The organism is Erwinia pyri (genome assembly GCF_030758455.1).
GTDB lineage: Bacteria > Pseudomonadota > Gammaproteobacteria > Enterobacterales > Enterobacteriaceae > Erwinia > Erwinia pyri.
Genome location: NZ_CP132353.1, coordinates 4007339 through 4033322, shown reverse-complemented (window position 1 = coordinate 4033322; position 25984 = coordinate 4007339). Strand labels below are relative to the sequence as shown.

Annotated in this window: 27 protein-coding genes, 1 tRNA gene and 1 pseudogene; 11 read left to right on the top strand and 18 right to left on the bottom strand. The window is 55.7% G+C overall.

The features are described 5' to 3' along the window. Positions 1-69 precede the first annotated feature (69 nt). Positions 70-510: a VOC family metalloprotein YjdN gene (gene yjdN / locus Q3V30_RS19135; protein ID WP_306208497.1), complete on the top strand. Its 441-nt coding sequence runs from the start codon at positions 70-72 to the stop codon at positions 508-510. On the opposite strand, the gene Q3V30_RS19130 is transcribed toward yjdN, so the two are convergent. Then, positions 507-1412, bottom strand: coding sequence for a LysR family transcriptional regulator (locus Q3V30_RS19130; protein ID WP_428979218.1), 906 nt, complete (start codon positions 1410-1412; stop codon positions 507-509). The two genes, yjdN and Q3V30_RS19130, sit on opposite strands and share 4 nt — an antisense overlap. 100 nt (positions 1413-1512) lie before the next feature. Here Q3V30_RS19130 and Q3V30_RS19125 point away from each other — a divergent pair, with 100 nt between their 5' ends. Next, positions 1513-2580, top strand: coding sequence for an SDR family oxidoreductase (locus Q3V30_RS19125; RefSeq protein WP_306208496.1), 1068 nt, complete (start codon positions 1513-1515; stop codon positions 2578-2580). A gap of 130 nt (positions 2581-2710) precedes the next feature. Here Q3V30_RS19125 and Q3V30_RS19120 read toward each other — a convergent pair whose 3' ends face one another. Beyond that, positions 2711-3277 (bottom strand): GNAT family N-acetyltransferase, encoded by a 567-nt coding sequence (locus tag Q3V30_RS19120; RefSeq protein ID WP_306208494.1) that lies wholly within the window; start codon positions 3275-3277, stop codon positions 2711-2713. Positions 3278-3522: 245 nt separating this feature from the next. On the opposite strand from Q3V30_RS19120, the gene Q3V30_RS19115 reads away from it, so the two are divergent. Then, on the top strand, positions 3523-4302 hold the full coding sequence (locus tag Q3V30_RS19115; RefSeq protein WP_306208492.1) for an L-threonylcarbamoyladenylate synthase: 780 nt from the start codon (positions 3523-3525) through the stop codon (positions 4300-4302). 30 nt (positions 4303-4332) lie between these two features. Here the strand turns inward: Q3V30_RS19115 and Q3V30_RS19110 are convergent, their stop codons facing one another. Both Q3V30_RS19110 and Q3V30_RS19105 read right to left on the bottom strand, forming a co-directional pair. After that, a complete protein-coding gene (locus Q3V30_RS19110) occupies positions 4333-5232 on the bottom strand; it encodes a LysR family transcriptional regulator (RefSeq protein ID WP_306208490.1) in 900 nt (299 codons plus the stop codon). A 152-nt stretch (positions 5233-5384) separates the two neighbouring features. Next, positions 5385-6683, bottom strand: coding sequence for an MFS transporter (locus Q3V30_RS19105; protein WP_306208488.1), 1299 nt, complete (start codon positions 6681-6683; stop codon positions 5385-5387). A 424-nt stretch (positions 6684-7107) separates the two neighbouring features. Here Q3V30_RS19105 and Q3V30_RS19100 point away from each other — a divergent pair, with 424 nt between their 5' ends. From Q3V30_RS19100 to Q3V30_RS19080, 5 genes and pseudogenes are all read left to right on the top strand, one after another. Then, positions 7108-8874 carry an alpha,alpha-trehalase gene (locus Q3V30_RS19100; protein ID WP_306208486.1) on the top strand — a complete coding sequence of 589 codons (1767 nt, stop codon included), beginning with the start codon at positions 7108-7110 and terminating at the stop codon, positions 8872-8874. 151 nt (positions 8875-9025) lie between these two features. Then, positions 9026-9796: an ABC transporter substrate-binding protein gene (locus Q3V30_RS19095; RefSeq protein ID WP_306208484.1), complete on the top strand. Its 771-nt coding sequence runs from the start codon at positions 9026-9028 to the stop codon at positions 9794-9796. Between the two features lie 5 nt (positions 9797-9801). Continuing rightward, positions 9802-10911 (top strand): DUF2817 domain-containing protein, encoded by a 1110-nt coding sequence (locus Q3V30_RS19090; RefSeq protein ID WP_306208483.1) that lies wholly within the window; start codon positions 9802-9804, stop codon positions 10909-10911. A 70-nt stretch (positions 10912-10981) separates the two neighbouring features. Beyond that, positions 10982-11293: pseudogene (locus tag Q3V30_RS19085) on the top strand (type II toxin-antitoxin system HigB family toxin). Then, the gene (locus tag Q3V30_RS19080) at positions 11290-11706 is read left to right on the top strand and encodes a helix-turn-helix domain-containing protein (protein WP_306208481.1); all 417 of its coding nucleotides are present in this window, start codon (positions 11290-11292) and stop codon (positions 11704-11706) included. The pseudogene Q3V30_RS19085 and the gene Q3V30_RS19080 overlap by 4 nt, the downstream one beginning before the upstream one ends. 116 nt (positions 11707-11822) lie before the next feature. On the opposite strand, the gene pepE is transcribed toward Q3V30_RS19080, so the two are convergent. The 8 genes from pepE to Q3V30_RS19040 all read right to left on the bottom strand — a co-directional run bounded on the left by pepE (position 11823) and on the right by Q3V30_RS19040 (position 18691). Continuing rightward, positions 11823-12515: a dipeptidase PepE gene (pepE, locus tag Q3V30_RS19075; RefSeq protein WP_306208479.1), complete on the bottom strand. Its 693-nt coding sequence runs from the start codon at positions 12513-12515 to the stop codon at positions 11823-11825. Positions 12516-12526: 11 nt separating this feature from the next. Next, positions 12527-13207, bottom strand: coding sequence for an AroM family protein (locus Q3V30_RS19070; protein ID WP_306208477.1), 681 nt, complete (start codon positions 13205-13207; stop codon positions 12527-12529). A 1-nt stretch (position 13208) separates the two neighbouring features. Then, positions 13209-14147 (bottom strand): DUF1177 domain-containing protein, encoded by a 939-nt coding sequence (locus tag Q3V30_RS19065; protein ID WP_306208475.1) that lies wholly within the window; start codon positions 14145-14147, stop codon positions 13209-13211. Between the two features lie 20 nt (positions 14148-14167). Then, on the bottom strand, positions 14168-15787 hold the full coding sequence (locus Q3V30_RS19060) for an OPT/YSL family transporter (protein ID WP_306208473.1): 1620 nt from the start codon (positions 15785-15787) through the stop codon (positions 14168-14170). A 26-nt stretch (positions 15788-15813) separates the two neighbouring features. Further along, on the bottom strand, positions 15814-16578 hold the full coding sequence (locus Q3V30_RS19055; protein ID WP_306208471.1) for an IclR family transcriptional regulator: 765 nt from the start codon (positions 16576-16578) through the stop codon (positions 15814-15816). A gap of 271 nt (positions 16579-16849) precedes the next feature. Beyond that, on the bottom strand, positions 16850-17629 hold the full coding sequence (locus Q3V30_RS19050) for a HalD/BesD family halogenase (RefSeq protein WP_306208469.1): 780 nt from the start codon (positions 17627-17629) through the stop codon (positions 16850-16852). A 166-nt stretch (positions 17630-17795) separates the two neighbouring features. Then, positions 17796-18224 carry a nucleotide triphosphate diphosphatase NUDT15 gene (locus tag Q3V30_RS19045; RefSeq protein ID WP_306208467.1) on the bottom strand — a complete coding sequence of 143 codons (429 nt, stop codon included), beginning with the start codon at positions 18222-18224 and terminating at the stop codon, positions 17796-17798. A gap of 65 nt (positions 18225-18289) precedes the next feature. After that, positions 18290-18691: a winged helix-turn-helix transcriptional regulator gene (locus Q3V30_RS19040; protein WP_306208465.1), complete on the bottom strand. Its 402-nt coding sequence runs from the start codon at positions 18689-18691 to the stop codon at positions 18290-18292. A 118-nt stretch (positions 18692-18809) separates the two neighbouring features. Between Q3V30_RS19040 and Q3V30_RS19035 the strand changes: the two genes are divergently transcribed. Together Q3V30_RS19035 and Q3V30_RS19030 are read left to right on the top strand one after the other, a co-directional pair. Continuing rightward, positions 18810-19664, top strand: coding sequence for an SDR family oxidoreductase (locus tag Q3V30_RS19035; protein ID WP_306208463.1), 855 nt, complete (start codon positions 18810-18812; stop codon positions 19662-19664). Positions 19665-19840: 176 nt separating this feature from the next. Further along, positions 19841-20425, top strand: a complete 585-nt coding sequence (locus Q3V30_RS19030) for a YceI family protein (RefSeq protein WP_306208461.1) — start codon at positions 19841-19843, stop codon at positions 20423-20425. Positions 20426-20479: 54 nt separating this feature from the next. Here Q3V30_RS19030 and dld read toward each other — a convergent pair whose 3' ends face one another. The 3 genes from dld to umuD form a co-directional block, all read right to left on the bottom strand. Further along, positions 20480-22174: a D-lactate dehydrogenase gene (dld, locus tag Q3V30_RS19025; RefSeq protein ID WP_306208459.1), complete on the bottom strand. Its 1695-nt coding sequence runs from the start codon at positions 22172-22174 to the stop codon at positions 20480-20482. A 145-nt stretch (positions 22175-22319) separates the two neighbouring features. After that, complete coding sequence (locus tag Q3V30_RS19020; RefSeq protein WP_306208457.1) at positions 22320-22703, bottom strand: hypothetical protein; 384 nt, start codon at positions 22701-22703, stop codon at positions 22320-22322. Positions 22704-22717: 14 nt separating this feature from the next. Next, positions 22718-23137: a translesion error-prone DNA polymerase V autoproteolytic subunit gene (gene umuD / locus Q3V30_RS19015; RefSeq protein WP_306208455.1), complete on the bottom strand. Its 420-nt coding sequence runs from the start codon at positions 23135-23137 to the stop codon at positions 22718-22720. Here umuD and Q3V30_RS19010 point away from each other — a divergent pair. Next, the gene (locus Q3V30_RS19010; protein ID WP_306208453.1) at positions 23136-23384 is read left to right on the top strand and encodes a hypothetical protein; all 249 of its coding nucleotides are present in this window, start codon (positions 23136-23138) and stop codon (positions 23382-23384) included. The two genes, umuD and Q3V30_RS19010, sit on opposite strands and share 2 nt — an antisense overlap. Positions 23385-23387: 3 nt before the next feature. Here Q3V30_RS19010 and Q3V30_RS19005 read toward each other — a convergent pair. From Q3V30_RS19005 to Q3V30_RS18995, 3 genes are all read right to left on the bottom strand, one after another. Beyond that, positions 23388-23463, bottom strand: a tRNA-Phe gene (locus tag Q3V30_RS19005). Positions 23464-23573: 110 nt separating this feature from the next. Continuing rightward, the gene (locus Q3V30_RS19000) at positions 23574-24152 is read right to left on the bottom strand and encodes a transcriptional regulator (RefSeq protein ID WP_306208451.1); all 579 of its coding nucleotides are present in this window, start codon (positions 24150-24152) and stop codon (positions 23574-23576) included. A 62-nt stretch (positions 24153-24214) separates the two neighbouring features. Next, complete coding sequence (locus Q3V30_RS18995) at positions 24215-25972, bottom strand: protein-disulfide reductase DsbD (RefSeq protein WP_306208449.1); 1758 nt, start codon at positions 25970-25972, stop codon at positions 24215-24217. Between the last annotated feature and the right edge of the window lie 12 nt (positions 25973-25984).

Here is a 25984-nt window from a genome sequence, read left to right as displayed (position 1 = left end):
GCTTTTTTCCTCTACTACACTTGCTCCTGAGTCTGAAATTTTGCCCCCTTTTCAAACCAAGGAGACGTTATGCAGCTTTCACCCTATCTCTATTTTGCTGGCAACTGCGAAGAAGCTCTGGCCTTTTATCAGCAGGCGACCGGCGCCAAACTGGCGTTTAAAATGACCTGGGGAGATGTCCCGTCTGACCAGCATCAGCAGCCTGAAAAACAGAACAGCCCCGCTGGAGAGCAGCCTGCTGATGATAAAATCATGCATGCATTACTGCATATCGGCGATGGCGAACTGCAGCTGAGCGACAGTGCGGAAGCGGTAAGCTACAACGGCTTTGCCGTCAGCCTCTCCAGCCATGATGTTGATGAAGGCAAACGCTGGTTCGACAACCTTGCCGAAGGCGGCTCGGTGACGATGGCGTGGAAAGAGACCTTCTGGGCGCTGGGATTCGGTACGCTGGTGGATAAATTCGGTATTCCATGGCGGATAAGCGTTAACAAACCCGCCAGCAATTAATCAATCCTGAGCTGATTCAGCACGGAAAGCAGCGCATCGACTTTGGGTGTCAGCTGCTTTTTTCGCGGCCAGATCACGGTCAGCGGCAGCCCATCCACCGCCAGCTCTGGCAGGATGGGCAGCAGTTCCCCCCCTGAAAGCTCCTTTTCCATCAGCCAGGTTGCCATCTGTGCCACGCCAAGACCGGCCACTACGGCCGCGACCTGCGCTTCACCATCACCTAATGCCATACGGTGCGGTACAGTTCGGGTGGCTATGCGCCCGTCGGGCGACATCACGCGCCAGGGAGTGGTGCTGCCGTCAATGCGGTCATAAACGATAGCGCGATGCGATGCCAGCTCCTCCAGAGAAGCGGGCATACTCTGCCGGGCGATCCAGTCGGGAGAGGCACAAAAGATTAGTTTCTCGCTTCCCAGATAACGAAAACCCAGCGAAGCGGGGTACTCTGCCGGGCCGCCAATTCTCACCGCGATATCAATGCCATCTTCAAAGAGATCCACAAAGCGGTCGGAGAATGAGAGGTTGATCTGCATCTCTGGATTTTGCAGGCAGAACTGATTCAGTAAAGGCATTACCCGCATCCGCCCAAAGGTATTGGGTACCGCCAGCCGGAGCCGCCCGACCGGAATGCTGCGCTGTGCAGCCAGCACGGATTCCGCTTCCGACAGCTCGTTTAATACCCGTGTACAGGTGTCATAAAACGCCTGCCCTGCATCCGTCAGCGTCAGGCGTCGGGTCGTGCGTTCAAAAAGCTGCGAGCCAAGTCGGGCCTCCAGACGCGCTACACTCTTACTGACGGCAGAACTGGTCAGATGCAGGCTTTTAGCCGCCGCGGTAAAACTGCCCTGTTCCACGCTGGCAACAAAGGGGGTGATGCCCTTAAGGCGATCCTGGTTCATCATGATTTAAGACTTCATTTCGCAAATGATGTGAAAATATACCCATAATAGGAATTAATTTCTCTATTATGCTTATTGTCTGCCCATTTTCAGGAGACAAGTTATGCAACAGCGCGCACTCATCGTTGGTATCAGTGGCATTAATGGTACCGCCCTCGCAGAGCAGCTCACCGGTGAAGGGTGGGAGGTTTATGGCTTGTCTCGCGGGCGGACGGCTGTTCCCGCAGGCTGTACGGCGCTTACCGCCGATCTCACTGACAGCGACTCTGTACAGAAAGCCCTTGAAGGGGTCAGCGTAGACAAAGTCTTTTTCAGCGCCTGGGCTCGTCAGGCTAATGAGAAAGAGAATATTCGCGTTAACGGGGCGATGGTACGTAACGTGATAGAAGCGCTGGGCGATCGTCTGAAAGGCGGCCATGTTGCTCTGATCACCGGCCTTAAACACTACCTTGGCCCGTTCGATGCGTACGGCAAGGGCGCAGTGCCGATGACCCCGTTCCGCGAAGAGCAGGGGCGTCAGCCAGTGGATAACTTCTATTATGCTCAGGAAGATGAACTCTTCGCTGGCGCAGAGAAATATGGTTACACCTGGAGCGTTCACCGCCCGCACACCATTATCGGCTTTGCCCTCGGCAACGCGATGAACATGGGCCAGACGCTGGCGGTTTATGCGACCCTCTGCAAGCAAACCGGGCAGCCATTTGTCTTCCCGGGTTCACAGGCGCAGTGGGAAGGGGTGACCGATATGACGGATGCGCATATTCTGGCGCAGCAGCTGGAATGGGCTGCTACCACTCCTGCCGCACAGAATCAGGATTACAACGTCGTGAACGGTGACGTCTTCCGCTGGAAGTGGATGTGGGGTGAGATTGCCGACTACTTTGGCATTGAAGCCGCGCCGTTCCCGGGCGAAATGCAGCCGCTGGAAGGGCGTATGGATGCCGCTCCCGCCGAGTGGCAGGCCATTGCAAAACAGTTTGGCCTGAAAGAAGCTGATATCAGCAAGCTGGTCTCCTGGTGGCATACCGACGCCGATCTGGGGCGGCCGATGGAGGTGTTTACCGACATCAGCAAGAGCCGCAAGGCAGGATTTACGGGCTATCAGTGTACCCGCGATGCCTTTATCGCGTTGTTTGACCGTCTGAAAGCGGAAAAACTGATCCCAGCCTGAGGGTCAGAGAAGCCTTAACGGCACTGCTTTGGTGTCTTGCCGTTAAGGCTATCTGGCGGGCCTGGTTTCAGCCATGTCTGAACGGCACTGCTTTAGTGTCGTACCGCCAGGATTTTTAGCGCGCCTGATATCAAACAGAGTCAGCGCTAAAAACCTTCTCCTGCGCTGACAGGTCCGCGCCGCGCCCGGTATATTCCGTGCGCAGCAGGCCGTAAAAGGCGCAGTCCCAGCGTTCATCTCCCACCGCCACGCAAGCCCGCCGCACGCCCTCATGCACAAAACCCAGTTTTTCATATGTCCTTACCGCTGCCTTATTAAACGGATAGACGTGAAGCTCAATCCGTTCAACCGCAGGCTGCAGGTGCAGAAAGGCGCTCTCAACCAGCATGCTGCCCATTCTTTCCGCCAGCTTTTGCCCGCGCAGTGCGGGGTTCACCACCACGCGGCACAGACAGGCAAAATGGTTATCCCAGTCAAATCCAAGCTGCGCCACTGCTGCCAGATCCTCTTCTTGTCGCGCAGCAAACGTCAGCAGACGTGCCGGCTTCTGGCTGGCAGAATCCAGCAGCGTCTCCAGGAAGGCGTCACTTAACGGCCATTCTACCCCCGGGCCTGCCCACTGCGTCACCTCGCGCTGCGAGGCAAACCAGCTCCTGAGTAGGGGTTTATCCTGTTCCTGAAAAAAGTCGAGCTGCATAGAGCCTCCGGATGGGTACTTAAAAAAGTTGAGTGGAGCGGAAGAGGATGAAGTTCGCCAGAGTGGGCGTAAAGCAACAATTGTTTCCTGGTGAAAACAATCATGCTTCCGGGTGCATAACTGTTGCGTAACGGGTGGGGTAACGGCAGGATGGTGGCAACAGGCCAGTTCGGGGCCAGCCGGTGAAAGCTGTGCTACCTTCAACGCTGACCGCTAAATTTGAACCTTTGAGAACAGGTGCCACCATGAGCAATAAAACTATCCACTGGAACGGCGGCTTACAGCCAGAAGCAGTTAACATTTTGTCCGCCGAGGGCGGCATGATCGTCTGTCCGACGAAAGTGGGCTACATCATTATGACCTCAGATGCTAAAGGTCTGGAGCGTAAGTTTGATGCCAAGCAGCGCAACCGTAACAAGCCGGGCGTGGTGCTGTGTGGTTCCCTGGAGCAGTTGAAAGAGCTGGCGCAGCTGAACCCGGAAATCGAGTCGCTCTACCAGCAGCACTGGGATCAGGATGTGCTGTTAGGCTGCATTCTGCCGTGGAAAGAAGAAGCGGTGGCCCGCATCCCGGAAGATGGTTCCAAAGAGCTGATGATGGATCGCCGTCAGACCAGCTGCTTCGTGATCAAGTTTGGCGTGCCCGGCGAAAACCTGGCGAAAGAGCTGTGGGAAAACCACGGTAAATTCTCCTTCGCCAGCTCCGCTAACCCGTCAGGCAAAGGCAACCGTGGCCTGGTTGAAGGGATCGGCGAGCGTATTGAGTCGCAGGCTGACCTGATCATTGAAGCTAACGACTACGTAAAATCTATCCAGCCGAACGAGTCTGAGAAAACCCGTTACGAGCAGGGTGTGATGGTGGCAATGGTCGATGATCAGGGCAAACTGGTGCCGGAGCAGAAAGGCGAGCGTAATATCACGCCGTGCCCGGTACTGATCCGTAAAGGGCTGGATGTGGACAAAATTATGTCGATGCTGTCAGACACCTTTACCACCTGGGATTACCGTCACGGTAACTACTACTAAGTTTAAAAAGGCGGAACAGCGCTTCCGCCTTTATCTCTCCTGCTGCAAAGCCTGCTTTAAATCCTCAATAAACACCCTGACGCGCGGTGAAATCAGACTCTCGCTTTTAGTCAGGATCCACGATTTGTAGAGATCCATTTCCCAGTCGGGTAACACAGCACACAGCCTGCCCTCATTGACGGCTTCCCTGGCAATATAGGCCGGAAGATAGGCGATGCCGGTCTGCGCAATGGCGGAGTTGACCAGCGCAGTGCTGTTGTTGGCGCGAAAGCGGCTGCGCACCTCAATGTCCCGCCTGAGCTTGTCACGACGAAAAGGCAGCGAAAGCGTATGGGCCGGGCCGCGAAACAGAACAAAGTCGTGACGGGGGAGGTCGTCCGGTTGGGTAATCGCCGGGTGGCGCCTGAGATAGTCAGGCGCGGCATACAAGCCCCAGCTGATATCCATCAGCGGCGTAGCGTGGGGATGTTCAGGCGGATCGCGCCGGATCACAATCGCCAGGTCCACATTGTCATCCACCAGATTCACAGGGCGGTCGGTGAGGTCAAGATCGACGCTGACATGCAGGTTATTCGCTACAAACTGATTAAGCACCGGCACTATGCACTGGCAGCCGAAGGTGACCGGCGCCACCACGCGCAGGCTGCCGGTTGGCTCTTCATGATACTGACGGATAAACAGGTCAGCGCTCTTCACTTCACTGAGAATGCGGGCGCAGTAGTGATACCAGGTCATGCCGACCTCGGTCACCGCGATTTTACGGGTGGTGCGTTGCAGCAGTTTGGTGCCCAGCCGGACTTCCAGCGCAGCGATCTCTTTACTGACGGAGGATTTCGACACGCCCACCAGTTTCGCCGCTTCGGTAAAGCTGAGCGTCTCCACCACTTTGGCGAAGATCACCATGGCATGCAGGTTTTCCATGTCGCTCATCACTGCTCCTTTGAAGTCAGTTCCCGGCCTGAAAAGGGCAGCTGGCAGGGGATTGGGCTTGATCAGGGCGGTAGCTTAATGGTTGAGCAGAGGGATGTAAATCGTCAGGGCAGGAGAAGGCGCAAGGGCGGAGGAGCACCTCCGCCCATACGTTATCGCACTTTTTTCACCAGAACGGGGATCTTGCGCAGCCTGTTAGCCAGCCACAGGCCGCCCAGCAGCATAACGGCGACAAATGCCGAGACGCCCATCCAGCCCCAACCGTGCCAGAACACGCCGCCCAGCGTGCCCGCAACGCTGGAGCCGAGATAATAAAAGAACAGATAGAGAGAGGAAGCCTGGCCTCTGGCACGACGTGCGCGATGCCCAACCCAGCTACTGGCCACAGAGTGCGCAGCAAAAAAGCCCGCCGCAAACAACATCAGCCCGGGCAGCACCAGCACCAGGGTGGTGAACTGGGTAGCCAGCAGGCCAGTCAGCATCAGCATCAGCGATCCCATCAGGACGACGCCGCGACCATATTTTACCGTCATCATCCCGGCGCGCGGCGAGCTGTAGGTGCCGGTCAGGTAAACCACTGAGAGCAGACCAACCACCGTCTGGCTGAGAGAAAAAGGGGCGGCCAGAAAACGGTAGCTGACATAGTTGAACAGCGTGACGAAGCTGCCCATCAGCACGAACCCGATCAGGAACAGCATCGGCAGCCCCATATCCCGCCACTGGAACATAAAGTTTACCAGCAGCTTATGGGGCCGCAGCGAACAGGCGCGAAAGTGCTGAGAAGGAGGCAGCAGACGGAAGAACAGCGCTGCGGCTGCCAGCGCAAACAGGCCTACAACAAACAGCGAGACGTTCCAGGAAAAGTGATCGGCCAGCATCCCTGTCGAGAGCCTGCCAACCAGCCCGCCAATGGAGTTGCCGCTGATATAGAGCCCCATCGAAAAGGAGAGGAAGACGGGATGCAGCTCCTCGCTGAGCCAGGTCATGGCCACCGCAGCAACGCCGCTTAAGGCAAGTCCGGTCAGCGCGCGCATCGCCAGCACGCCTTCCCAGCTACTCATCATGGCGCAGATCAGGGTGAAGAACGCCGCCAGCAAAAGCGACACCGACATCACCGATTTCCGCCCGATGGCGTCTGACAGCGGGCCGGTCACCAGCAGACCCAGCGCCATCATTGCTGTGGTCACCGAGAGCGACAGGCTGCTCTGGGCAGGCGTCAGGTTAAAGCTCTGGGAGAAGACAGGAAGGATCGGTTGGACACAGTAGAGGACGGCAAATGTTGAAAGCCCGGCACAAAACAGTGCCAGCGTGGCGTGCATAAAGCGACGCGTGCCGCGGGTAATATAGGTTTTATTGATGGAATCGATTTCGGGGGAGGAAACTAAACTGTCATCTTCATCAGCAAGACTTTCCGAGTGCAACGCTGCGGATTTATTTACTACCGGTGCCACAAGAGTTCCTTAACTATTAATTAACGTGTCTGGTTTGCTATCAGATAAACTTATTGATGCCAGGCGTGGCAAGGGCTGCACGACGATCTGGCTGAGACAGTATTCGACTCTTTTAAAATAATGTAAATGATAAATGCCAATATTTTTACTTACTTTTCGTTCTTGCCTGGTTAATTTTGCTCATGAACAAAAGGCAGGCGCGCTAAGAATTTTCCTTAAGTCATCCTCTGCTGCTTTTCTGCGCTACAGCTGGGGCTGGGCCAGCTTTCGCCGCTCTTTTTTGTGACCTTTCCCGCTGCGCTAAACCAATAAATTTCTCAGCCTCTGCCCATTTCTGTCAGTTTATGTCTGTGGATAAGAATAAATATAAATAAAGGCGTAAAAATATAACTGAGCGGGGAAGTGATTCATTTTTTGAAATATAGTGTTATTACTGGTAATAAATACAGCGGGTTGCGTTGTGAGACCAGAGTACTATACTAAGCGCTTCTTTCGAAATTACAGCGATAACATTGTCGATATCAATTGGCATCAGGAGGTTTTTATCACTTTTAACCAAAATGACCTAATCATTGACAATAATCAGACTGACTTTGAAGCTTATTATCATGACTACGAAGCTGGTCTGGACGCTAACATTGAGCCACAACCGGAGCCGATTCGCGGTCTCCCCGCTCCAGATATCCTGACGCCTTCCGATCGCTATCAGGAACTGTTTGAGGCAGTGCAAACGTCGCGGATATTTACCGACAGTAAAACGTTTGCGGACTGCGCACCGAAAATCGAACCGGAAAGAATTTTATATCGCTATTTTATTCAGCGTGAGCGCGAAGATTTTAACCTTCTGGCGTTTGTGCTGGAGAATTTCGATCTGCCGCGGGTGCATGACAGCCGATATGTTTCCGATCCCAATAAGAGCATGAGTGAGCATATTGACTCGTTGTGGCCGGTATTAACCCGTCAGCCGGAGAAGCATTCAGAATTCTCTTCGCTGCTGCCGTTGCCCGAGCCTTATGTGGTGCCGGGTGGCCGCTTTGGCGAGACCTATTACTGGGACTCTTACTTCAGCATGCTGGGCTTTGCCGCCAGCGGCCGCACCGATCTGCTTAAAAACATGGCGGACAATTTCGCCTGGATGATCGATACCTACGGGCATATTCCGAACGGCAACCGGACTTACTATCTGAGCCGCTCACAGCCACCGGTCTTTGCCATGATGGTGGAGCTGTTTGAGAAGGATGGCGTGAATGAAGCGCATCGCTATCTGAAGCACCTTAAGCGGGAACATGCGTTCTGGATGGATGGCCAGGAGTCGCTGACGCCAAACGAAGCGTATCGCCACGTGGTGATGCTCTCTGACGGCTCGGTGCTGAACCGCTACTGGGACGATCGCGATACGCCGCGTGATGAGTCGTGGATTGAGGATGTCGAAACAGCCAGAAATTCCGCGCGTCCTTCCGGCGAGGTTTATCGTGACCTGCGCGCAGGGGCTGCCTCTGGCTGGGACTTCTCCTCACGCTGGCTGAGTGAGCCTGGCCGTCTGGAGAGTATCCAGACCACCAGCATCGTGCCGGTGGATCTCAATGCGTTTCTCTACAAGCTGGAAACCACCATTGCGCGGCTGTCGGCGGAGAAGAAAGACCAGGTAACGGCTGAACTTTTCCAGCAGAAGGCTGTGCGCCGCCGTGAGATCCTGGACAAATATCTCTGGGATGCCGAAGCGGGTCTGTACCGCGATTACAACTGGCGTGAACGCGAAAAGGGTGCGTTTTCTGCAGCTTCAGTGACGCCTCTGTATGTGGGAATGGCGAGCCTGGATCAGGCCACGCAGACCGCGGCCGCTATCCGTTCGCATCTGCTTGCCCCTGGCGGTGTGCTCTGCACAGTTGAAGAGACAGGCGAGCAGTGGGACAGACCTAACGGCTGGGCACCAATGCAGTGGATGGCGATCAAGGGCTTCAACAATTATGGCGAAGAGCTGCTGGCGAAGGAAATTGCCACCCGCTGGCTGCAGGTAGTGGGTGCAACCTACCATCGCCACCATAAAATGGTTGAAAAATATAACGTTGCCGGACGTGCGCCGGTACTGGCAGGCGGCGGTGAATACCCGCTGCAGGATGGATTTGGCTGGACCAACGGCGTGACGCGCCGTCTGTTAGCGATGTATCCGGACGCCGCACCACAGCGTTAACCAGGCGAAAAAGAACAATAAGGGCCTTCTGATGAAGGCCCTTTTTTTGCCTGTAAAATCAGCTATAAGCGGAAAATATCCCCTCCGGGCAAATAAATCATGGTATGAAAGATATGAACGTTTTTTACGCTTTTTCTCCCGGGAGCCCTGAATGAAAAAATTTGTCCTCACTGCTCTGGTGCTGTTTGCCGCCAGCGCCTCTGCCGCCGAGCCGCTGCGCTTTGGCGTTGACCCCACTTTTCCCCCTTTTGAATCCAAAGCGCCGGATGGCAGCCTGCGCGGGTTTGATATTGAGATGGGCAACGCAATTTGCCATCAGATGCAGGTGAAGTGCGTTTGGGTACAAACGGGTTACGACGGCATTATTCCCGCCCTACAGGCGCGTAAATTTGATGCCATCCTCTCGGCAATGGCGATGACCGACAAGCGCCGCCAGCAGGTAGCGTTCACCGATATGCTTTACAACACCCCCAGCGCGCTGGTGACGAAAAAGAATAGCGGTCTGACGCCGGATGCTGCTGCGCTAAAAGGCAAAACGGTCGGCGTGGCGCAGGGCACGACGCAGGAAACTTACGCTAAAGCTGTCTGGGCTTCCGCAGGCATCCAGGTGGTCTCTTATCCTAATCAGGAAGAGATCTGGCCAGATTTGGCTTCCGGACGCGTGGAGGCGACGCTGACCAGTGCCGCAGCGGCGGAAACGGGCTTCCTGAAATCTCCGCAGGGCAAGGATTACCAGATCAGCGGCAACACGCTCTATAACAAAGAGTATTTTGGTGAAGGCGTGGGGATTGGTCTGCGTAAAGAGGATACCAAACGGGTTGCCGAGATTAACGCCGCGCTGGCGGAACTGCATAAAAATGGCACTTACGACAAGCTGGCGAAGAAATATTTCAGCTTTGATGTTTACCACCTGCAGAAGTGAGCCTGATGCGATCTCTTCCTGATTACAGCGCGCAGCGGGCGCGCTTTCTGGCCGCCGTAGCGAGAGCGGGTGGGGCGAATACCGCTTATCCGCATCCTCTCTCCGGACCGCATGGCGAAACATTATTTACCGATGTTGCGGTAGTGGGCGATCCCGCCGCGCAAAAGCTGATGCTTATTGTCTCCGGCACGCATGGCGTGGAGGGCTATTACGGCTCAGAGAGCCAGATAGCCTGGCTGGAAACGGTTAAGGCTGCAGCGATGCCGGACAACGTGGCGCTGGTGATGGTGCATCTGATTAACCCCTGGGGCACCGCCCATTTACGTCGGGTGAATGAAGATAATGCCGATCTCAACCGTAACTTCATCAATTTCGTGGCTGGGCCGCCCGATAATCACGCATATGGTGAACTGCACGCCGTGTATACCTGCCGCGATATTGACGGGCCGGAGCGGGCGCAGGCGGATGCGCTGCTGCTGGAGAAACGGCAAACATTGGGCTGGGCAGGTGTTAAGCGCATTGTTGAGGCCGGACAGTATCAGTATGCCGACGGCATCTTCTATGGCGGGCAGCAGGCGAGCTGGTCGCATCTTACGATGAAAACCATTATTGACCATCATCTGTCCCGGGCGAAAGAGATCGTCAGTTTCGACCTGCATACCGGCGCGGGCGCTTACGGTCATCCGATGCTGATGGCGATAGCAGAGCATGACTATCCGGCGCTGCAGCAGGCCAGAGCGATCTTTGGCGCCTGGTTAACGGTGCTGATTACCGGCGCAGGCCGCGACAGCGAAACGGGCGTAACCGCCACGGCCACCGGCTACCTCTCTCAGTTTATGCTGGATAATTTGCCGCAAACGCAGCTGCTTCAGCTGGTGGTAGAGTGCGGGACGCTGGAAGGCGAAGAGATGCATCGCCGCGTGCGTAACGATCACTGGCTGCATCTGTTTGGCGATCCGGCCAGCGAACAGGGATTGCAGATCAAGCGGGATCTTTTCGACGGCTTCTATCCTGACGATCCTGACTGGCAGGTAACGATCGCGCTGCGTACCCGACAGATCTTCGTCAGGGCATGGACGGCGTTAACGCAGCCCGATGCTCACCCTGTGCGTTAAGTTTCCTTGTTGTCAACATTGATGCTTTATGCCAGACTGTTTCCAACATGGAAACGAACGAGGGCAGGGAGTGCATGTCATCTCAAGAAATCCGTTCAATGTAGCGGCAAGGCTTTATCCCCAGGCCGCTTCGGCATTAACGTTACTCTATCGCCAGTTGTGTAAACATGATTTCGCAACGCCTGAGGAGTTGAAGCGTCTGTATCCCAGTCTTGACTGAATGAAGTATCGGAATAAATGGTGGGTAATTGATCTGCAGGGAAATCATATTCGGGTGCTGTTTTTTGCTGATTTTGAGCGGGGGAAAATTTTCATTAAGCACATTTGTTCACATGCGGAGTATGACAAATTAATCAAAAAGTATCGGGAGTCTCATCAATGATCTCTGAAGCGCTTGCCAGTTCGCAGCAGCTTATGAACAGGGTTCCCCTGTTGGCCGGAAGCCAGCAACGTGAAGATTATGAACAGGCTTTGCAGCTGGCCGAATATCTGGTGGAGAACGATCCGGATAACCCATTGCTGGCATTGCTGTGCGATAAAATCGATCTTTATGAAAGCCTCTCTTCGGAATTTGCGGCCTTCAATGCTCGTCTCAAAGCTATTCATACAGGCGTTGGGGTACTTCGTACCCTGATCGATCAGTATCAGCTTAAACTGAGTGATTTCGAGCAGGAAATAGGTAAAAAGTCGCTGGTGAGCCGTATTTTAAGCGGCGATCGCAAGCTGACAATTGAACATATCAGGGCATTATCCCGCCGTTTCGGGGTGCCGGTTGAGCTGTTTATTGATAAGTGAGGGCTGAAGATTTCAGCCCTCAGGCTTAGCGGGGAGCAAGCTGGTGCTACAACAATGTTTTGAAAGGATGAGGAGCGTCATAGGTCACCCGGATAATCCCCAGCATAATTTTCCTCTCAGAGCAGCGGCTCGCCGGCTGGCAGCGTGATAGCCTCTTCACCCGCTTTAAACAGCAGCGTCGGATGAGGGCCATAAGCATAAGCCTGGTCACCGTTCATCTCGATCCAGTTTCCTTCCGGCAGGCCAATCACCTCCAGCTCTGGCGAGAGCGCCAGCAGCTCGCGGATGCGCTGTTCGCGCGTTTCGCCCTGATGCCCCGTTGGCAGCGCATTGGTGAAATGGGGGTTGATCTGGCGTGGGAAGAGGTTCAGCGCATCAAAGCCGCCCGGATCGACAATGGGCATATCGTTGGTGGTGCGGATAGTGGGGCAGGCGAGGTTGGAGCCAGCGCTCCAGCCAACATAGAAGGTATCCGTTTTCACCGCTTCGGCAATGGGTTGCAGCAGGCCGCGTGCACGGCACTCTTTCAGCAAATTAAAGGTGTTGCCGCCGCCTACCATAATGGCATCAGCTGCTGCGATCGCCGCCTGCGGATCGGAGAGCGTGTGGACCCCGACGATCTCAATATTCAGATCGCGAAAAGCGTCACGCACTTTATCGGTGTAGGTATCCCAGCTCTGCGTAACCCCGGCGAAAGGAATAAACACCACTTTCTGTCCCGGTTTCAGATCGCGTCCGACCAGCGGGACGGCATGCTCAAGGTAGCGCAAACCGGGTGACGCAGAATTACTTAATAACAGCAGTTTCATGATGGCTCCTTTTACAATACGTTGCGTAGCAGATCGGCCAGCAGCTGGTTAGAGAGCACCACCGGCTGGTCGACGTGACGGGCGCAGATGGCCTGATGCCAGCCAGTGTAGCCCATGCAGTCGGTCAGAATGATCTCTGCGCCCTGTTCAGCCAGCGAGCGGGCAGCGGCGGCGATCTCTTCTTCTGTCGCGGTATAAGGCGAGGCTACGGCAAACACCGGCTTCCTCGCAGCCCCTTTCCACTTCTCCAGTTCGCTGGCGATTTGTGAAGCCAGCGGCACCAGGATCCCGGCCTGACGATCGCCCACCAGCGCATTAAGCGTTGGCGGTAAAATACGATCCGGCTCGATCAACCATGCGCCATCGCCATGCAGCCCGTGGAACTCTCCGGTACAGAGCAGAACCACCATTTCGCAGCCTGCCGCCGCCAGCTCGCTAATTTTCTGCTGGACGGCAATGCCAACCGCCGTTTTTCCCATCACTATCGCCCGGCCATCCAGCAGGCGTGAAGTCAGCACCGCCTCGCCAGGCTCAACCGGGAAACGGGCAGCAATGGTGGCGTCATCCAGGCCGTCCAGTACGCCCGCGTGCAGGCAGGTAACATGGTCCGGCAATGCCTTGTCCAGAATGGGCGTGATATCACTGCGCGGCGCCTGGCCTATGGTCAGCGTGCCAATTTTGCGAGCTTTCATCTCAGGCCCCCGGCTGGCGCTTCTGCAGGTGAGCCAGCGAGCCGTAGAGATCCAGCAGGTGCTGGTATTCAGTGGCATCAAAGAACTGACAGCTACCCCGGGAGAACTCTTTCGCAACCTCCACTGCAAATTTGCAGGCGAGCGCGATATCCACTTCGTGGCTGGCACCGGTGCCGCAGCCCGGCACGATGCCTTCGGCGGTGATCGCTACGCCAACCACCGGCGCGCGGGTAGCAATGGAAGGTTGCAGAATACTGTTCAGATGGTAAACGCCGTTGCCGTAAGGGGTGATATCCTGGGTGGTGATCGGGAAGGTGACGGGCAGTTTACCGGTAGTCATCTCCATTACCCGCAGCAGATCTTCCGAGACGCGCAGGATATAGCCCTCCTTCACCGTCGGGGAAATGGCGAAACCTTTATGGTTGATGATGCGGTTGCCTTTGGTGGTATCGATAGAGAGCACCGCATCCATCTCTTCAGAGACTTCCTGCTGGTTCATCTCTTCGGTTTCTACCGGCGAATCCATAAAGTCGACCGGCTCATGCGGGCGCGTAGGCGCATCCGGGCAGATATGGGTGGTGATAATCACGTCGCCCGGCAGGCTGTCCCCCTGGCGCTGCATCTCCGCCAGTTTAAGCGCGGAAGCGACCGCCGCTACCGCGCCATCCGCATCGGAAACCATCCCGATACGTCCCGGACGGGCGCCAATTCCGCCAAGTCGTCCTACAATACCCAGCGTAGGCGCGGAGCCGCCCAGTCGCTTGCCTTCAAAGCCCGGAATAAAGATTTTGATAAAATCGGTGGTGCCTTTCTCGCCCTTAACTTCTTTTACGGTCACCTCTACGTTGGCGTAACCCGCCAGCAGCTCCCGCACTTTCTCTCCGCTGGCCCAGGCGCTGTCCAGCAACTCAAATACCTGCAAAGTTTGATATAAGCTCATGATTTTCCCTTAATGTTGAATTATTTTTTTCCGCCCGGTAGCACCGAGCTAAAGAAGCTGAACAGCGCGTCACCCGCGATCAGGCCGGCGGCCAGCACTTCCATCTTGTTGCGCGCCGGTTCACCGCCAACGCGGATCCAGACCGTGCGGATGGCGATACCGATCAGCACCGCCCAGCCCGCCAGCGGGTTGTTGATCAGCAGGCCGGTCGCCAGCAGGACGCCCATCTGGCGACCCGGGCCGCCGATAAGCTGGATCAGCGCGCCGGGAATGGCCCAGATCAGCAGTGATTTAGCGATCTCCATCGACACGCCCGCATTGATGGCGGCGACATAAACTTTGGCAACCGGCGGCACCAGTCCCTGGGCGAAATAGCCTTTGTAGATGAAAAACACCACCGGGATAGCCACCACAAAGGCGAGCATCGCGGCCAGCAGCTGCTGACGTCGGCCATCCAGTTCGAAAGAGGTAAATTCCCCTTTACCGCGCAGGATCCAGCCAGCTTTCAGGTCATAGCCCATATCCGCAAAGGCTGGTCCGGTTGCTGCCGAGAAGCCGCATAGCATGGCGAGCGCTTCCGGCGGAAAGCCAATCAGAATGCCTGTCAGCAGCGTAATCAGCGCCACGGCAAAGGCCGGGAACCAGCCAGAATGCATCGCCGCCAGACCCACAATCATCTGGTGCAGGAAGGCGGCGAAGGCGGCGTAAACCATAAATGCCAGCAGCCAGGGCAGAGAGAGGTGGGCGTAAAGACCGCTGGTCAGCGCAATCAGCACCGAGATCAGCGCAAAGCCGAGCGCACCGAAACGCAGCGTTTTACCGATCTGCATATTTTGCGCTTCTGGCAAAGTCGCCTGCTGCTGAGCGGCAGGTGACGCCTCGGTTTTGCCGCTTCGCACCAGCCTGACGATCTGGAACAGCGCCACCAGACCGGCACCGGCCATCATGCCGTGCGGGATATAGAGCTTGTTGATATCAAGGCCAAACATCGGCAGCGAGTAGCCGCGAAGCAGGAAGCCGATGCCCAGCATGCCCAGCGCCCAGATATTGCCGATAAAGGCGGTACCGAGCGCCGCCATGGGGAATTTAAACCAGGAGCCAACAGCACCTATAGCAATGCCCACGCCCAGCAGCGCGGCATGCTTTCCGCCCCGATCGCCCGCTTTGATCGATTCCGCAGCAGCCACGCCAGGAGGCCAGGCCCCCTCTGCCGGGAAAATGCGGGTATTGAACAGGCGATAAAGCAGATAGCCATCCAGCAGCATCGCTAAGGCCACGCCGATAAACATCGGCATCACCATATCCTGACGCCCAAACAGCCAGGGAATGGCAATGGGCAGCAGCAGGGAGTTGGCTGCACCAAACGTCGCGGCGGAGGTGGCGCTCTGGGCCAGATTCTGAATATGTATGGAACGGAAGCGCGCAAAATACTGCAGCGGAATGCGGGCGATAACCATCGCGACCATCGCGCCAATGATGGAGGTATTCGGCGTCACGCCGAGGGTCGTTAACAGCTGAACCCCGATGATCGCACCAAACACGCTGAGCGCCAGCAGGAGCAGCAGCGTGGCAGGGGCGAAGGTACGGGGGTGTTCCCCCGTTTCGTCGTGTGATGTTTTTGAACGCACAGTCTGGCTCACGGTGATTCTCCTGGTATTGGCAAAAGTTAAGGCTGGTGGGTTACCAGCACGTCACCCGTTTTTTGGGCGATAAGCAGGGCGGTTTCTTTTAAAAGGGTGGCGATGCGCTGCAGCTCTTCCGGCTGTGCCAGCGTCTGGGGAAAAGAGAGGCAAAACGCGACCGCCTCATGCGTCGTGGGGTCGCCAACGGCACAGCTGACCGAGGCGGTATCCGCTACCGATTCATTCACCGCAGTGGCAAAACCCGCCTCCCGGGTCTGGCTGACAGCGGCCAGCAGTGTCTCAATGGTGTGGTCTGTTCCGCTAAGCTGGGCCTGCACCTGCGGGCTGGTGAAAAAAGTCCGCAGCTGCGCGTCAGTCAGTCGCGCCAGTAAAGCCCGTCCGGTTGAGGTGCCCCAGGCCGGAGAGCGGGAACCGGGCCAGGTCACTACCGGCAGCGCCTGTCGCCCGTGGATCACCCGTAAAACCAGGATCTCCTGATCGTCCAGCATGGAGATATAGCCGGTGTAGCCGGTCTGCTCGCACAGTGAGCGCAGCGCGTTATCCACCAGCTCACTCAGCGGCGCCTGGCGGTTAACCAGGTGAGAAGCGGAGAGGATCAGCGGGCCAGGCAGAAACACACCTCTGGATTCATCACGTTCAACGTAGCCGTAGGATTCCAGCTGATTCATTACCCGTGAGGCGGTGCTTTTCGGCATGCCCAGCTGGGTAGTGAGATCGCTGATGCGGATACCGCCCTGTAGCGATACCATCAATTTTAAAATGCTGGCGGTGGTCTCCAGAATGGACATAGGCAAGTCTCAAAAAATGGGATTAAGTTCCATTAAATGAGATTGCAAAATAAGTGCCAAAAATAACCTGTTGATTTACAGAGCACCTTGCCGCGCCAGTCAGTCTCAATGCCTTAAAACGGTGCGCCGTTGTGGTGCAGTGGTCAGAAAAGGGGCGATACCGGAGAGGGAAATTTGCCGGGTGCCAGGGAAAAGAGAGTTCAGACCTTTTCCCTGGGTTTAATGGTTACAGACGCCCGTAACAGGTATCTTTCCCACCACGCTCAGACGGTTACAGGCGCCCGTAAAATGTCATTCGGGCGGTTTCGGAGAGGGCAATATCGGGCTGAGCATTATAGGCCAGCACCACCAGCATGCGGCTGGTCTCGCCTTCGGTTGGCGTCACGCGATGCAGCGCATTACGGCCGCGAAACAGCACCAGATCGCCCGGATTGATCGCCAGCTTCTCCACGGCCCGCTTGTTTTGCAACACCTGCTCCACGCCGTCGAAATTCATCTCTCCCGCTTCGGCATCCCGCAGATTGCTGACATATTCAAATACGCCGCCCGCTTCAGGCTTCTGGATCAGCAGCGTGATGGCAAAGGAGGAGTTATCGAAATGCCAGCCCAACTCCTGCCCGGTATGCGCATAGTGCAGATTGATGGAGGAGAGGGAATCAGCATAGGGATAGAGCTGCTGTTCGCCCAGTACGCTGCAGAGGAAAGCCTTAAACGCTGGCGCGTTGTAAAGCGTACGCAGCGGTGAGTTCTCCGGCACTTCCTCATCTGTAATGCACCCTTTGGAAGAGGTGATCTGGTAATTACGCGGATGATCGGGGGCAAACGCCTCGTCTGGCGCTTTCAGATAAACGTTGTGTTTGCTGGCCGCGTAGTAGGAAAGATGCTGATGCTCCTCGCCTTCCTGACGAACACGCTTCAGCGCATCCTCTGTCAGAAACGCTCGCAGCACCAGTGCACCGCTCTCATCAAGCCACTGTTTGCAGCGCGCCTGGTAGTCAGCATCGTTAATCGGGTGGGCAGATAAATTGATAATCGGGGCCAGGCTGGTCATCGCACGTGCTCGTCAATAAAGGGGATCTTCACTCTACTGCCAGTCAGCCCGGCTCACCAGATGTTCGCCTTATAGATCGGCTCTATTTTGGTTAACCTATTAAAACTTAACTATAAATTATTCATTTCACTGACGGACGTCACCCACGCAAAGGAAATTAACAGGCTCAGGCGCAGTTAAGCGCGCCGTTTAATACTGGCAGCAGACTGCCTTCCTGAAGCAATGTCTCAAGCGGGGCGAACAAAGGATGCGGTAATTCAGAAGCGGAAAACCACGCCCAGCCGGCACACTTTTCAGGCTCACAGCGCTCTGGCGTTCCGGTAACCTCATCCGCCAGCATAAAAAGCGTCACGTAATGTTTATTCTCAGCGGTAAAGAAATTGTTAGTGAAGGCAAGATTTGTCACTTTTCCAATCTGAAGGCCAGTCTCCTCCTGCGTTTCCCGACGCGCGCACTGTTCCGGCGTTTCACCAAATTCCAGATGACCGCCGGGTGTTGACCAGCTGTCGGCACCGTGACTTCCAGTGCGCCTGCCCAGCAGCAGCTTGCCTTCCCGCACAATCAGAATGCCTACGCCTGTTCTTGGATAACTCATTTTTCTCCTCGTTTTAGCGCTCTTATACGCTGTAAGTCTGCTCTTATCCGGCACAGAAAGCGGGATCAGCCGCCGGAAAACTGCTGGCGATGCACCATAATCTGCTGCAAATTCATCTCAACCCAGTCGGCCAGACCGACCACCTGGCCGCGTACTTCCTGACCCATTGGCGTCAACCGGTACTCTACGTGCGGCGGGATCACCTCATAAGCGATGCGCTCGACAAAGCCATCTTCCTCCATAAAACGCAGGGTTTGCGCCAGCATCCTTTCGCTGATGCCGCCAATTTTTCTCTTGAGCTCGCTAAACCTTAAGGTGTCATCCTCCAGCGCCACCAGAATCAGCAGGCTCCAGCGGCTGGTCAGACGCTTAAGCACCTCCCTTGAGGGGCAGTTGGCGTCAAACAGTTCGCCACGGCGGAACTTTTCACTGAGCGACAGGGTCGGGCTATTTTCATTTTTTATCACACTAACATTCCTGTAAGTACTTACTTTTAATTAGTGTATGGCATAGGGTGGTGGGGTGAAAGCGATTTAGTGGCCTGCAGGCTGTTAACGCATTTGAAAAGCCAATAAGGAGATCAACATGATTGCTGTAACCGGAGCAACTGGCCAGCTGGGCCGTTTAGCGATCAACGCTTTACTGAAGAGAGTGCCTGCGGCTGAAATAGTTGCCGCCGTGCGCTCACCGGAGAAAGCTTCTGACCTTGCTGGTCTGGGAGTGCAGGTACGTAAAGCGGACTATAGCGATGCTGAAACCTTAGTCAGCGCCTTCAGCGGCGTGGATAAAGTGTTGTTAATCTCCTCGAATGAGGTGGGCGCTCGTGAGGCTCAGCACCTGGCGGTGGTTGCAGCGGCGAAGGAAGCAGGCGTGTCGTTGCTGGCCTATACCAGTCTGCTGCATGCGGACACCACGCCCATGGGGCTGGGCGGCGAGCACCGTACCACCGAGCAGGCACTGATCGCTTCCGGCCTCCCTTACGCCATTCTGCGCAACGGTTGGTACACTGAAAACTATGCCGCCAGCATTGCGCCCGCGCTCACCCACAGCGCCTTTATTGGGGCTGCGGCAGAGGGAAAAATTGCCTCTGCCAGCCGTCAGGATTACGCGGAAGCCGCCGCCGCAGTGCTCACCAGCAGTGATGCGGCAGGCAAGATTTACGAACTGGCGGGGGATACGGCCTATACGCTGGCGGAATTCACTGCGGAGATTGCTAAGCAGAGCGGCAAAGAGGTGCAGTACATCAATCTTTCTCAGGAGGCGTTTGCAGAGGCGCTGAAAGGAGCAGGTCTGCCGGCGGGGCTGGCAGAGATGTTGGCTGACTCCGATGCTAACGCGGCCAAAGGTGCGCTGTTTGATGAGAGCCAGACTCTCAGCAGACTGATTGGTCGCCCAACCACACCCTGGCAGGAGGTGGTAAAAGCTTTCGTGCAAGGCTAAGCCGCAACTTAACAGCTGATTGGGCATCAGCGATGGACGACGGCAGGCCGGGGGAGAAATAGCGCCTGCCTGTCGTCTAATCTTTTTGACCAACCCGGTCAAATATCTTCACTATCGGCAGCGGGAATAATCTTGCACTATCGTAACCACATTTCGAGAAAATAAAGGCAAGTCTGATGTCATTAGTGAAAAAAATTACCCTACCGTTATTGGTTACCGCCGCCTTCTACTCCCAGTTTTCTGCTGCGGCGGTTGAGAGCTATGCGATGGATTCAGGTCACACCTCGGTTGTGGTAGCCTGGGACCACTTCGGTTTCTCCCATCCAACGGCCGATCTCTCCAATATCACCGGTAATATCGATTTCGATGCCAGCAATGTCGCCAAATCAAAAGTGGACGTTTCCATTCCGGTAGAAACCATTAATACCCACGTTGATGCGCTGACCACAGAATTCAAAGGCGCAGACTATTTCGACGTGAGCAAATTCCCGACGGCAACCTTTAAAAGCACCAAAGTTGTCAGTAAAGGGAAAAACAAAATGGACGTGTATGGCGACCTGACCATCAAAGATATTACCAAACCGGTTATCCTGCATGCGGTGCTGAATAAGCAGGGCATGCATCCGATGGTGAAGAAGCAGGCGGTAGGTTTTGATGCCACCACCACCTTCAAGCGTTCAGACTTTAAGCTGGATAAATATGTTCCGGCCGTCGGCGATGAAGTGAAGCTGACTATCTCTACCGAGGCTTACGCGAAGTAAGCCTTGTCAGCGCGGATGGCCAGGCCTCCGCGCTCTTCTCTCATCCTCCAGCGTTTACTGCCAGAACTTCTTCCTGCTGGTTTTGCCGATGCCGGGATTGCAGCTGTTGGTTGGATCCAGCTGACGCATGTGCGACTCATACTCACACGAGGCATGATAGAGATGCCCAACGTTGTGTTCTGCCGGGTACTTCGCGCCGCGCCGATCCAGATATTCAAGCACGGCATGTTTGAACGCCGCGGCATCCACGCCAGGCTTCAGGATATAGTCCTGATGATTAACGAAACAGAAGAAATGCCCGCAGCAGGACTCCTCCTGCACCTGATCCCGCAGTGCCTTCGGCAACTTTATTCGCCATTCCGTATCATTGCGGCGCAGCGCCACGTCAAAAGCAATCAGCCGCTGGTCGGCATCAATCCCTTTATAATCGCAGTATGAGATAGTGCAGCCGCCCACGCCAAAACGGACCAGGAAAGCATCCCGCTCTTCACGTGCATCGCAGGCAAAGTAGCGGCCAGACCTGTCGCTGAAGAAATGCTCAAGCTGCTGCTCTAACTCACCGGCATGACGCGCTTCAGCCTTGATCATCAGATGATGCTCGAACCGATCCCGCCAGGCCAGAATGCGCGGCGCAACCCCTTTTGGCGTCACGTTGTTGGCAAACTGCAGCACTTTATCGACAAAATTAGACGGGAGGATTTTCAGGTTCTTAACCCGGATATCCCATTTCGCTTTGTTTGTCATCAGCCCTGGCAACGCTTCGGGACCAAAACGGCTGATAGCCCAACACATATGTTTGGCGTAACGCAGGGTCAAATCAAAGGCATCGCGATGAATATACTCAGCCTGAAGGGGTAATTCTGTCAGCCCGGCCAGCAGCGTGCGGCGCAGGGCAACCAGCTCCGCTTCATCATTGGTGCCGATATAGAAGGTGCGGGTTTTCTCGCTGGCAGCAAAGGTGGAGAGGCGCACGGCAAACACGGCGACCTTACCGGCGCTGCCTGAGCTGTCATGCAAATACTGAACGTTACCGTTGTAGCGGGTTGGGGTATCGGCTTCGATGTCCCGCAGGATCCCGGCGTAATCATCCGCCCAGATTTTTCCCTGCCAGTCTGCTGCCGTGCCGGTGCTGTAGTGGTGGGACTCCAGATTTGCAATCATCTCTTCCGGCGTGCTGCCCAGCTCAATGCCAAGATGATTGACGAGCTGTAGAGAACCCTCCGCATTGATGCGGGCAAACAGGGATTTCTCGGTAAAAGCGGGGCCACGGCGGATAAGCGAACCGCCCGAGTTATTACAGACACCGCCGATAACGGAGGCGCCAATGCAGGATGAGCCGATGACGGAGTGGGGCTCTTTGCCGTGAGGAAGCAGGGCTTTTTCCAGTTCGGTTAACGTACTGCCGGGGAAAGCAATAACCTGACGCGCCTCGTCAATAACCTGCACGCCTTTCAGGCGGCGGGTGCTGACGATAATGACTTCACGATCATACTCCGTCCCATCCGGTGTTGACCCTCCGGTGACACCGGTATTAGCAGCCTGCATAAGGATAATTTTATCGCAGGCGACGCACGCTTGCAGAACCTGCCAGAGCTGCATCAGAGTTTGTGGAACGGCCACCGCTAACGCCTTGCCGCTGCCTACCCGATACCCTTTGGTGTAATACGCTTTGCTGTCCTCACTGGTCAGCACCTGCTCTTTACCCAGCACCTGCTCCAGCCGGATAATGATCTCTGAATCCTTTACCATCAACACTGCTCCTGGTTCTCCCGGCCGCCGTTGTTTGTGCAGCGGCGGCTTGGTGGGTATGAATCAGGAAGTCTACCGTGCCGGGCTGCGTAAAACAGTGATTTCTGTGCGTATTACCATCAGCCCGACAGGAGGGTGGCAGCGGTTACAGAGAGGGCCGGGCGTGCAGATAGGTTGAGACCACTTCACGGATCGCCACGCCAATCACCGTCACCTCATCCAGCTGTTCACCCTGAATAATCTCCCCATCGTCCGTGACCATTTGATGCGGGTGCAGCCGCACTTTCGCCCAGTCACATTTGCCATTCAGCTCTATCAGCACGCGGCTGCCAGCGACGGCAGGACGATAACGGTCGATGATACAGAGACTGCCGTTACAGGCGGTAAGGTAGCAGTCGTGATTGGTCGGTACCAAATCCTGTAATTTACTGAACAGAAATTTTACTTCCCGCCTGGCAGGCGAGCGGAAACGGGCGGCGTGAGAAGACAAAACCTCACCGGTGACATACTGTCTGATACGATCCGTCATGCATTATTCCTCTGTTATTCCATTGCTTTAATGGTGAAGGTAACCACACCAAAAATGTCCAGCTTCTCCTCCCCGGCCAGCACAATCGGTGGCCAGGCTTCGTTCATCGCCACCAGTTGAACCACCGGCCGCAGATGCAATTTTTTCACCGTGAACTCGCCGTCGATGGCCGCCACCACAATGTCGCCGTGACCGGCCGTCAACGAGTTATCCACCACCAGTAAATCACCGTCGTTGATGCCGGCATCCTTCATTGATTCACCACTCACCTTGATAAAATAGGTGGCGTCGGGATGCTGGACCAGCAGGTTATTCAGGTCCATAGGCTGCCCGACGTCATCCTCGGCAGAGAAAGGCGAACCGCAGGGTACGCGGGCCAGAAAAAGCGGGAGAGAGAGGGTATCCCGCACCTCGGCAAGCTGGAGAAGGTTCATGTTAGTAGCTCGTAAAATGACTGTATATAAATACAGTATTATCATTTGCAGGGATCGATCAAGTCCGGCTGCGGCTTTTTTTTGCGGACGCGGCGGCAGGGCTTGCCAGGCAACGCTTTGGCAGGAAATTTATTTTAAGCAGAGGAATTATCAGCGCGGAGCAGGGGAGAGGCAGAAAAAGCAGGGAAAGAGAGAGTTTCAGGAACGCCAGAAAGCAAAAAACCAGCCCGCAGGCTGGTTTTTCTGAATATGGTGCCCGGACTCGGAATCGAACCAAGGACACGGGGATTTTCAATCCCCTGCTCTACCGACTGAGCTATCCGGGCAACGGGGCGCATTAAACCGTAAAGGCCGTCTTGCGTCAACGGCTTTGTCACAAAAATCTGCTAAAGGGCAGCTGACTGGCTGCTTTTCAAACAGAAAGTGTGAATCTTACTCAGGTTAATGCGCCATTCTTCCTGCAGAGGGCAAAGCTCAACACATCTTCCGCCAGCGTGCGGGCGGTAACCACTTCCTGCACGTTGCGCTTCACCAGCAGACGGCTCAGGCAACCTTCCAGAATCAGCTCCATCTGATGGGCGACCAGGGTGGGGTTGTCAGTGCCAAGCTGAGAGAGCAGATCGTGCGTATATTGCCATGAAGCACGCTTTTGCAGATCCGCTACCTGATGGATAGGGTGATCGGGCTGGGGGTAGAAGCTACAGGCAGCAATAAACAGACAGCCCGGATAGCGGTTGTTTTTCACCGCCTCTTCCAGCACCTGATAGCGCGCCAGCAGCTTCTGCTCTGCATTCAGCGTCTCATCCAGCATGAGTTTGCGCCGCCAGAGATCAATCTGCTGGCTGTGGTAGCGCAGCGCGTCATACAGCAGCGCTTCACGGTCTGGCCAGTAGCGCTGCAGATCTTCTTCCTGACAGTTTACCCCATCCGCCATCATGGCAAAGGAGGTAGAGGCCGCCAGGCCATTTTGCTCGAGTATATTCAGTGCATGCTCGAGTACCTGTTCACGTTGCAAGTGACTCTCCTCTTGAATGCCTTTTCCGGGCTCAGGGCCGGGAAATCACAGTGTAGTGTCGTTTACTGCGGCAGTTTCTGCAAATGCTGCACAAACGCAGCCGCATCCATAAAGCCCGTCACGCGTGAGTGGGGGATCTCTTTGCCGTTGGCATCAAAGAAAAGCAGGGTCGGCAGCCCCAGTACCTGCAGCTCTTTTAACAGCGCGCTGTCCTGCGCATTATTTGCCGTAACATCGGCCTGAAGCAGCTGGGTATGGCTAAGCGCCTGCTGAACCTGAGGCTGGCTGAAGGTCTCTTTTTCGAACTCTTTACAGGCCACGCACCACTCTGCATAGAGATCGAGCATGGTGATACGGTTCTGACTGTTCTGTAGCGCCTGATTAAGCTGCGCGGTATTGGTTATCCGCCCAAATTTCAGGGTGGCAGCCGCCGTTTGCGGCGGAGTAGCGAAGACCCAATCCTGCAGGGGCCGTGCCGCTACCAGCGCCGCCGTCAGCATCAAAATTTGTCCCAGACGCAGCCAGCCGTTTTTAGATTGCAGGCAGAGAAACGCCCAGCCGAAGAAGCCAACGCCCAGCAGGCTCCAGAGACGCAACCCCCACACCTCGCCCGTTACTCTCTCCAGCAGGAACACTGGCAGCGCGAGGATCACAAAGCCAAAGCCCTCCTTGACCGTTTGCATCCAGGCGCCGCTTTTCGGCAGCAGACGGCTACCGAACAGGGTGACCACGATCAGCGGCAGGCCCATTCCCAGCGCATAGAGGTAGAGCGTGCCTGCACCAGCCAGCATATTTCCGCTCTGGGCGATGTAGAGAAGAATGGCGCTAAGCGGCGCGGTAGTGCAGGGCGAACAGATCAGGCCTGCCAGCGCGCCCATCAGAAATACGCCCGGCAGCGAACCGCCCCGCTGGCGATTGCTCCACAAGGTCAGCCGGGTCTGCAACGAGGAGGGAAGCTGTAGCGTGAACAGGCCAAACATCGACAGCGCCAGCAGGATGAAAAGTACGGAGAGGCCGATCAGAATAGCCGGTGCCTGTAAAGCGGCCTGAAAGCGCAGCCCTGCAGCGGCAACAATCACGCCCATTACCGTATAAGTCAGCGCCATTCCCTGTACATAGACCATTGCCAGCGCAAACAGGCGTGAGAGGGAGTATTTCCGGTTCCCTCCCAGGATGATGCCTGAAATCAGGGGGTACATCGGCAGAACGCAGGGCGTGAAGGCTACGCCAATACCAATCAGCAACGCCCACAGCGGTGAAAACGGCAGCTTTTCAGGCACAGAGGGCTGTGTGCTCAGCGCTGTGGGCGATGCCTCGCTGTTTTGTGAAGCGGTTGCTGCATCTGCCTCCGTGTTCCGCGCTGTAATCGGTGCGTCATGCGAAGCGCTTACGGCATTCAGTGGAACCGAACGGGTTTCCGGCGGGTAGCAAAATCCCGCCGCCGCGCAGCCCTGCCAGGTGACGGTGACCGTCGAACCTTGTCCTGCCTGTTGCAGCGTGAGCGGCAGCGTCAGGCTGTCGGGGTAAATTTCCGTTTTGCCGTAGAACTCATCTTCATGCGGCTTACCCGCCGGGAGCGACCATGTGGCCAGTTGGGCACCCTGAGCGGTGATTTTAATTTGCTGACGATAGAGGTAATAGCCCGGTTTGACCTGCCAGCTCAGCGTCAGTTTGTTCGCCTGCTGTGTGAAGTCGAACGCGAAAGCCTGATCAACCGTAACGAACTGCGTGCGGTTTTGTCCGAACAGTGACGCAGAAGCGCTCGTACTTAGCAGAGAAATAAACAGAATAAACAGCAGGTGGGTAAAGCGCTTAGCCATTACGGGTTCCAT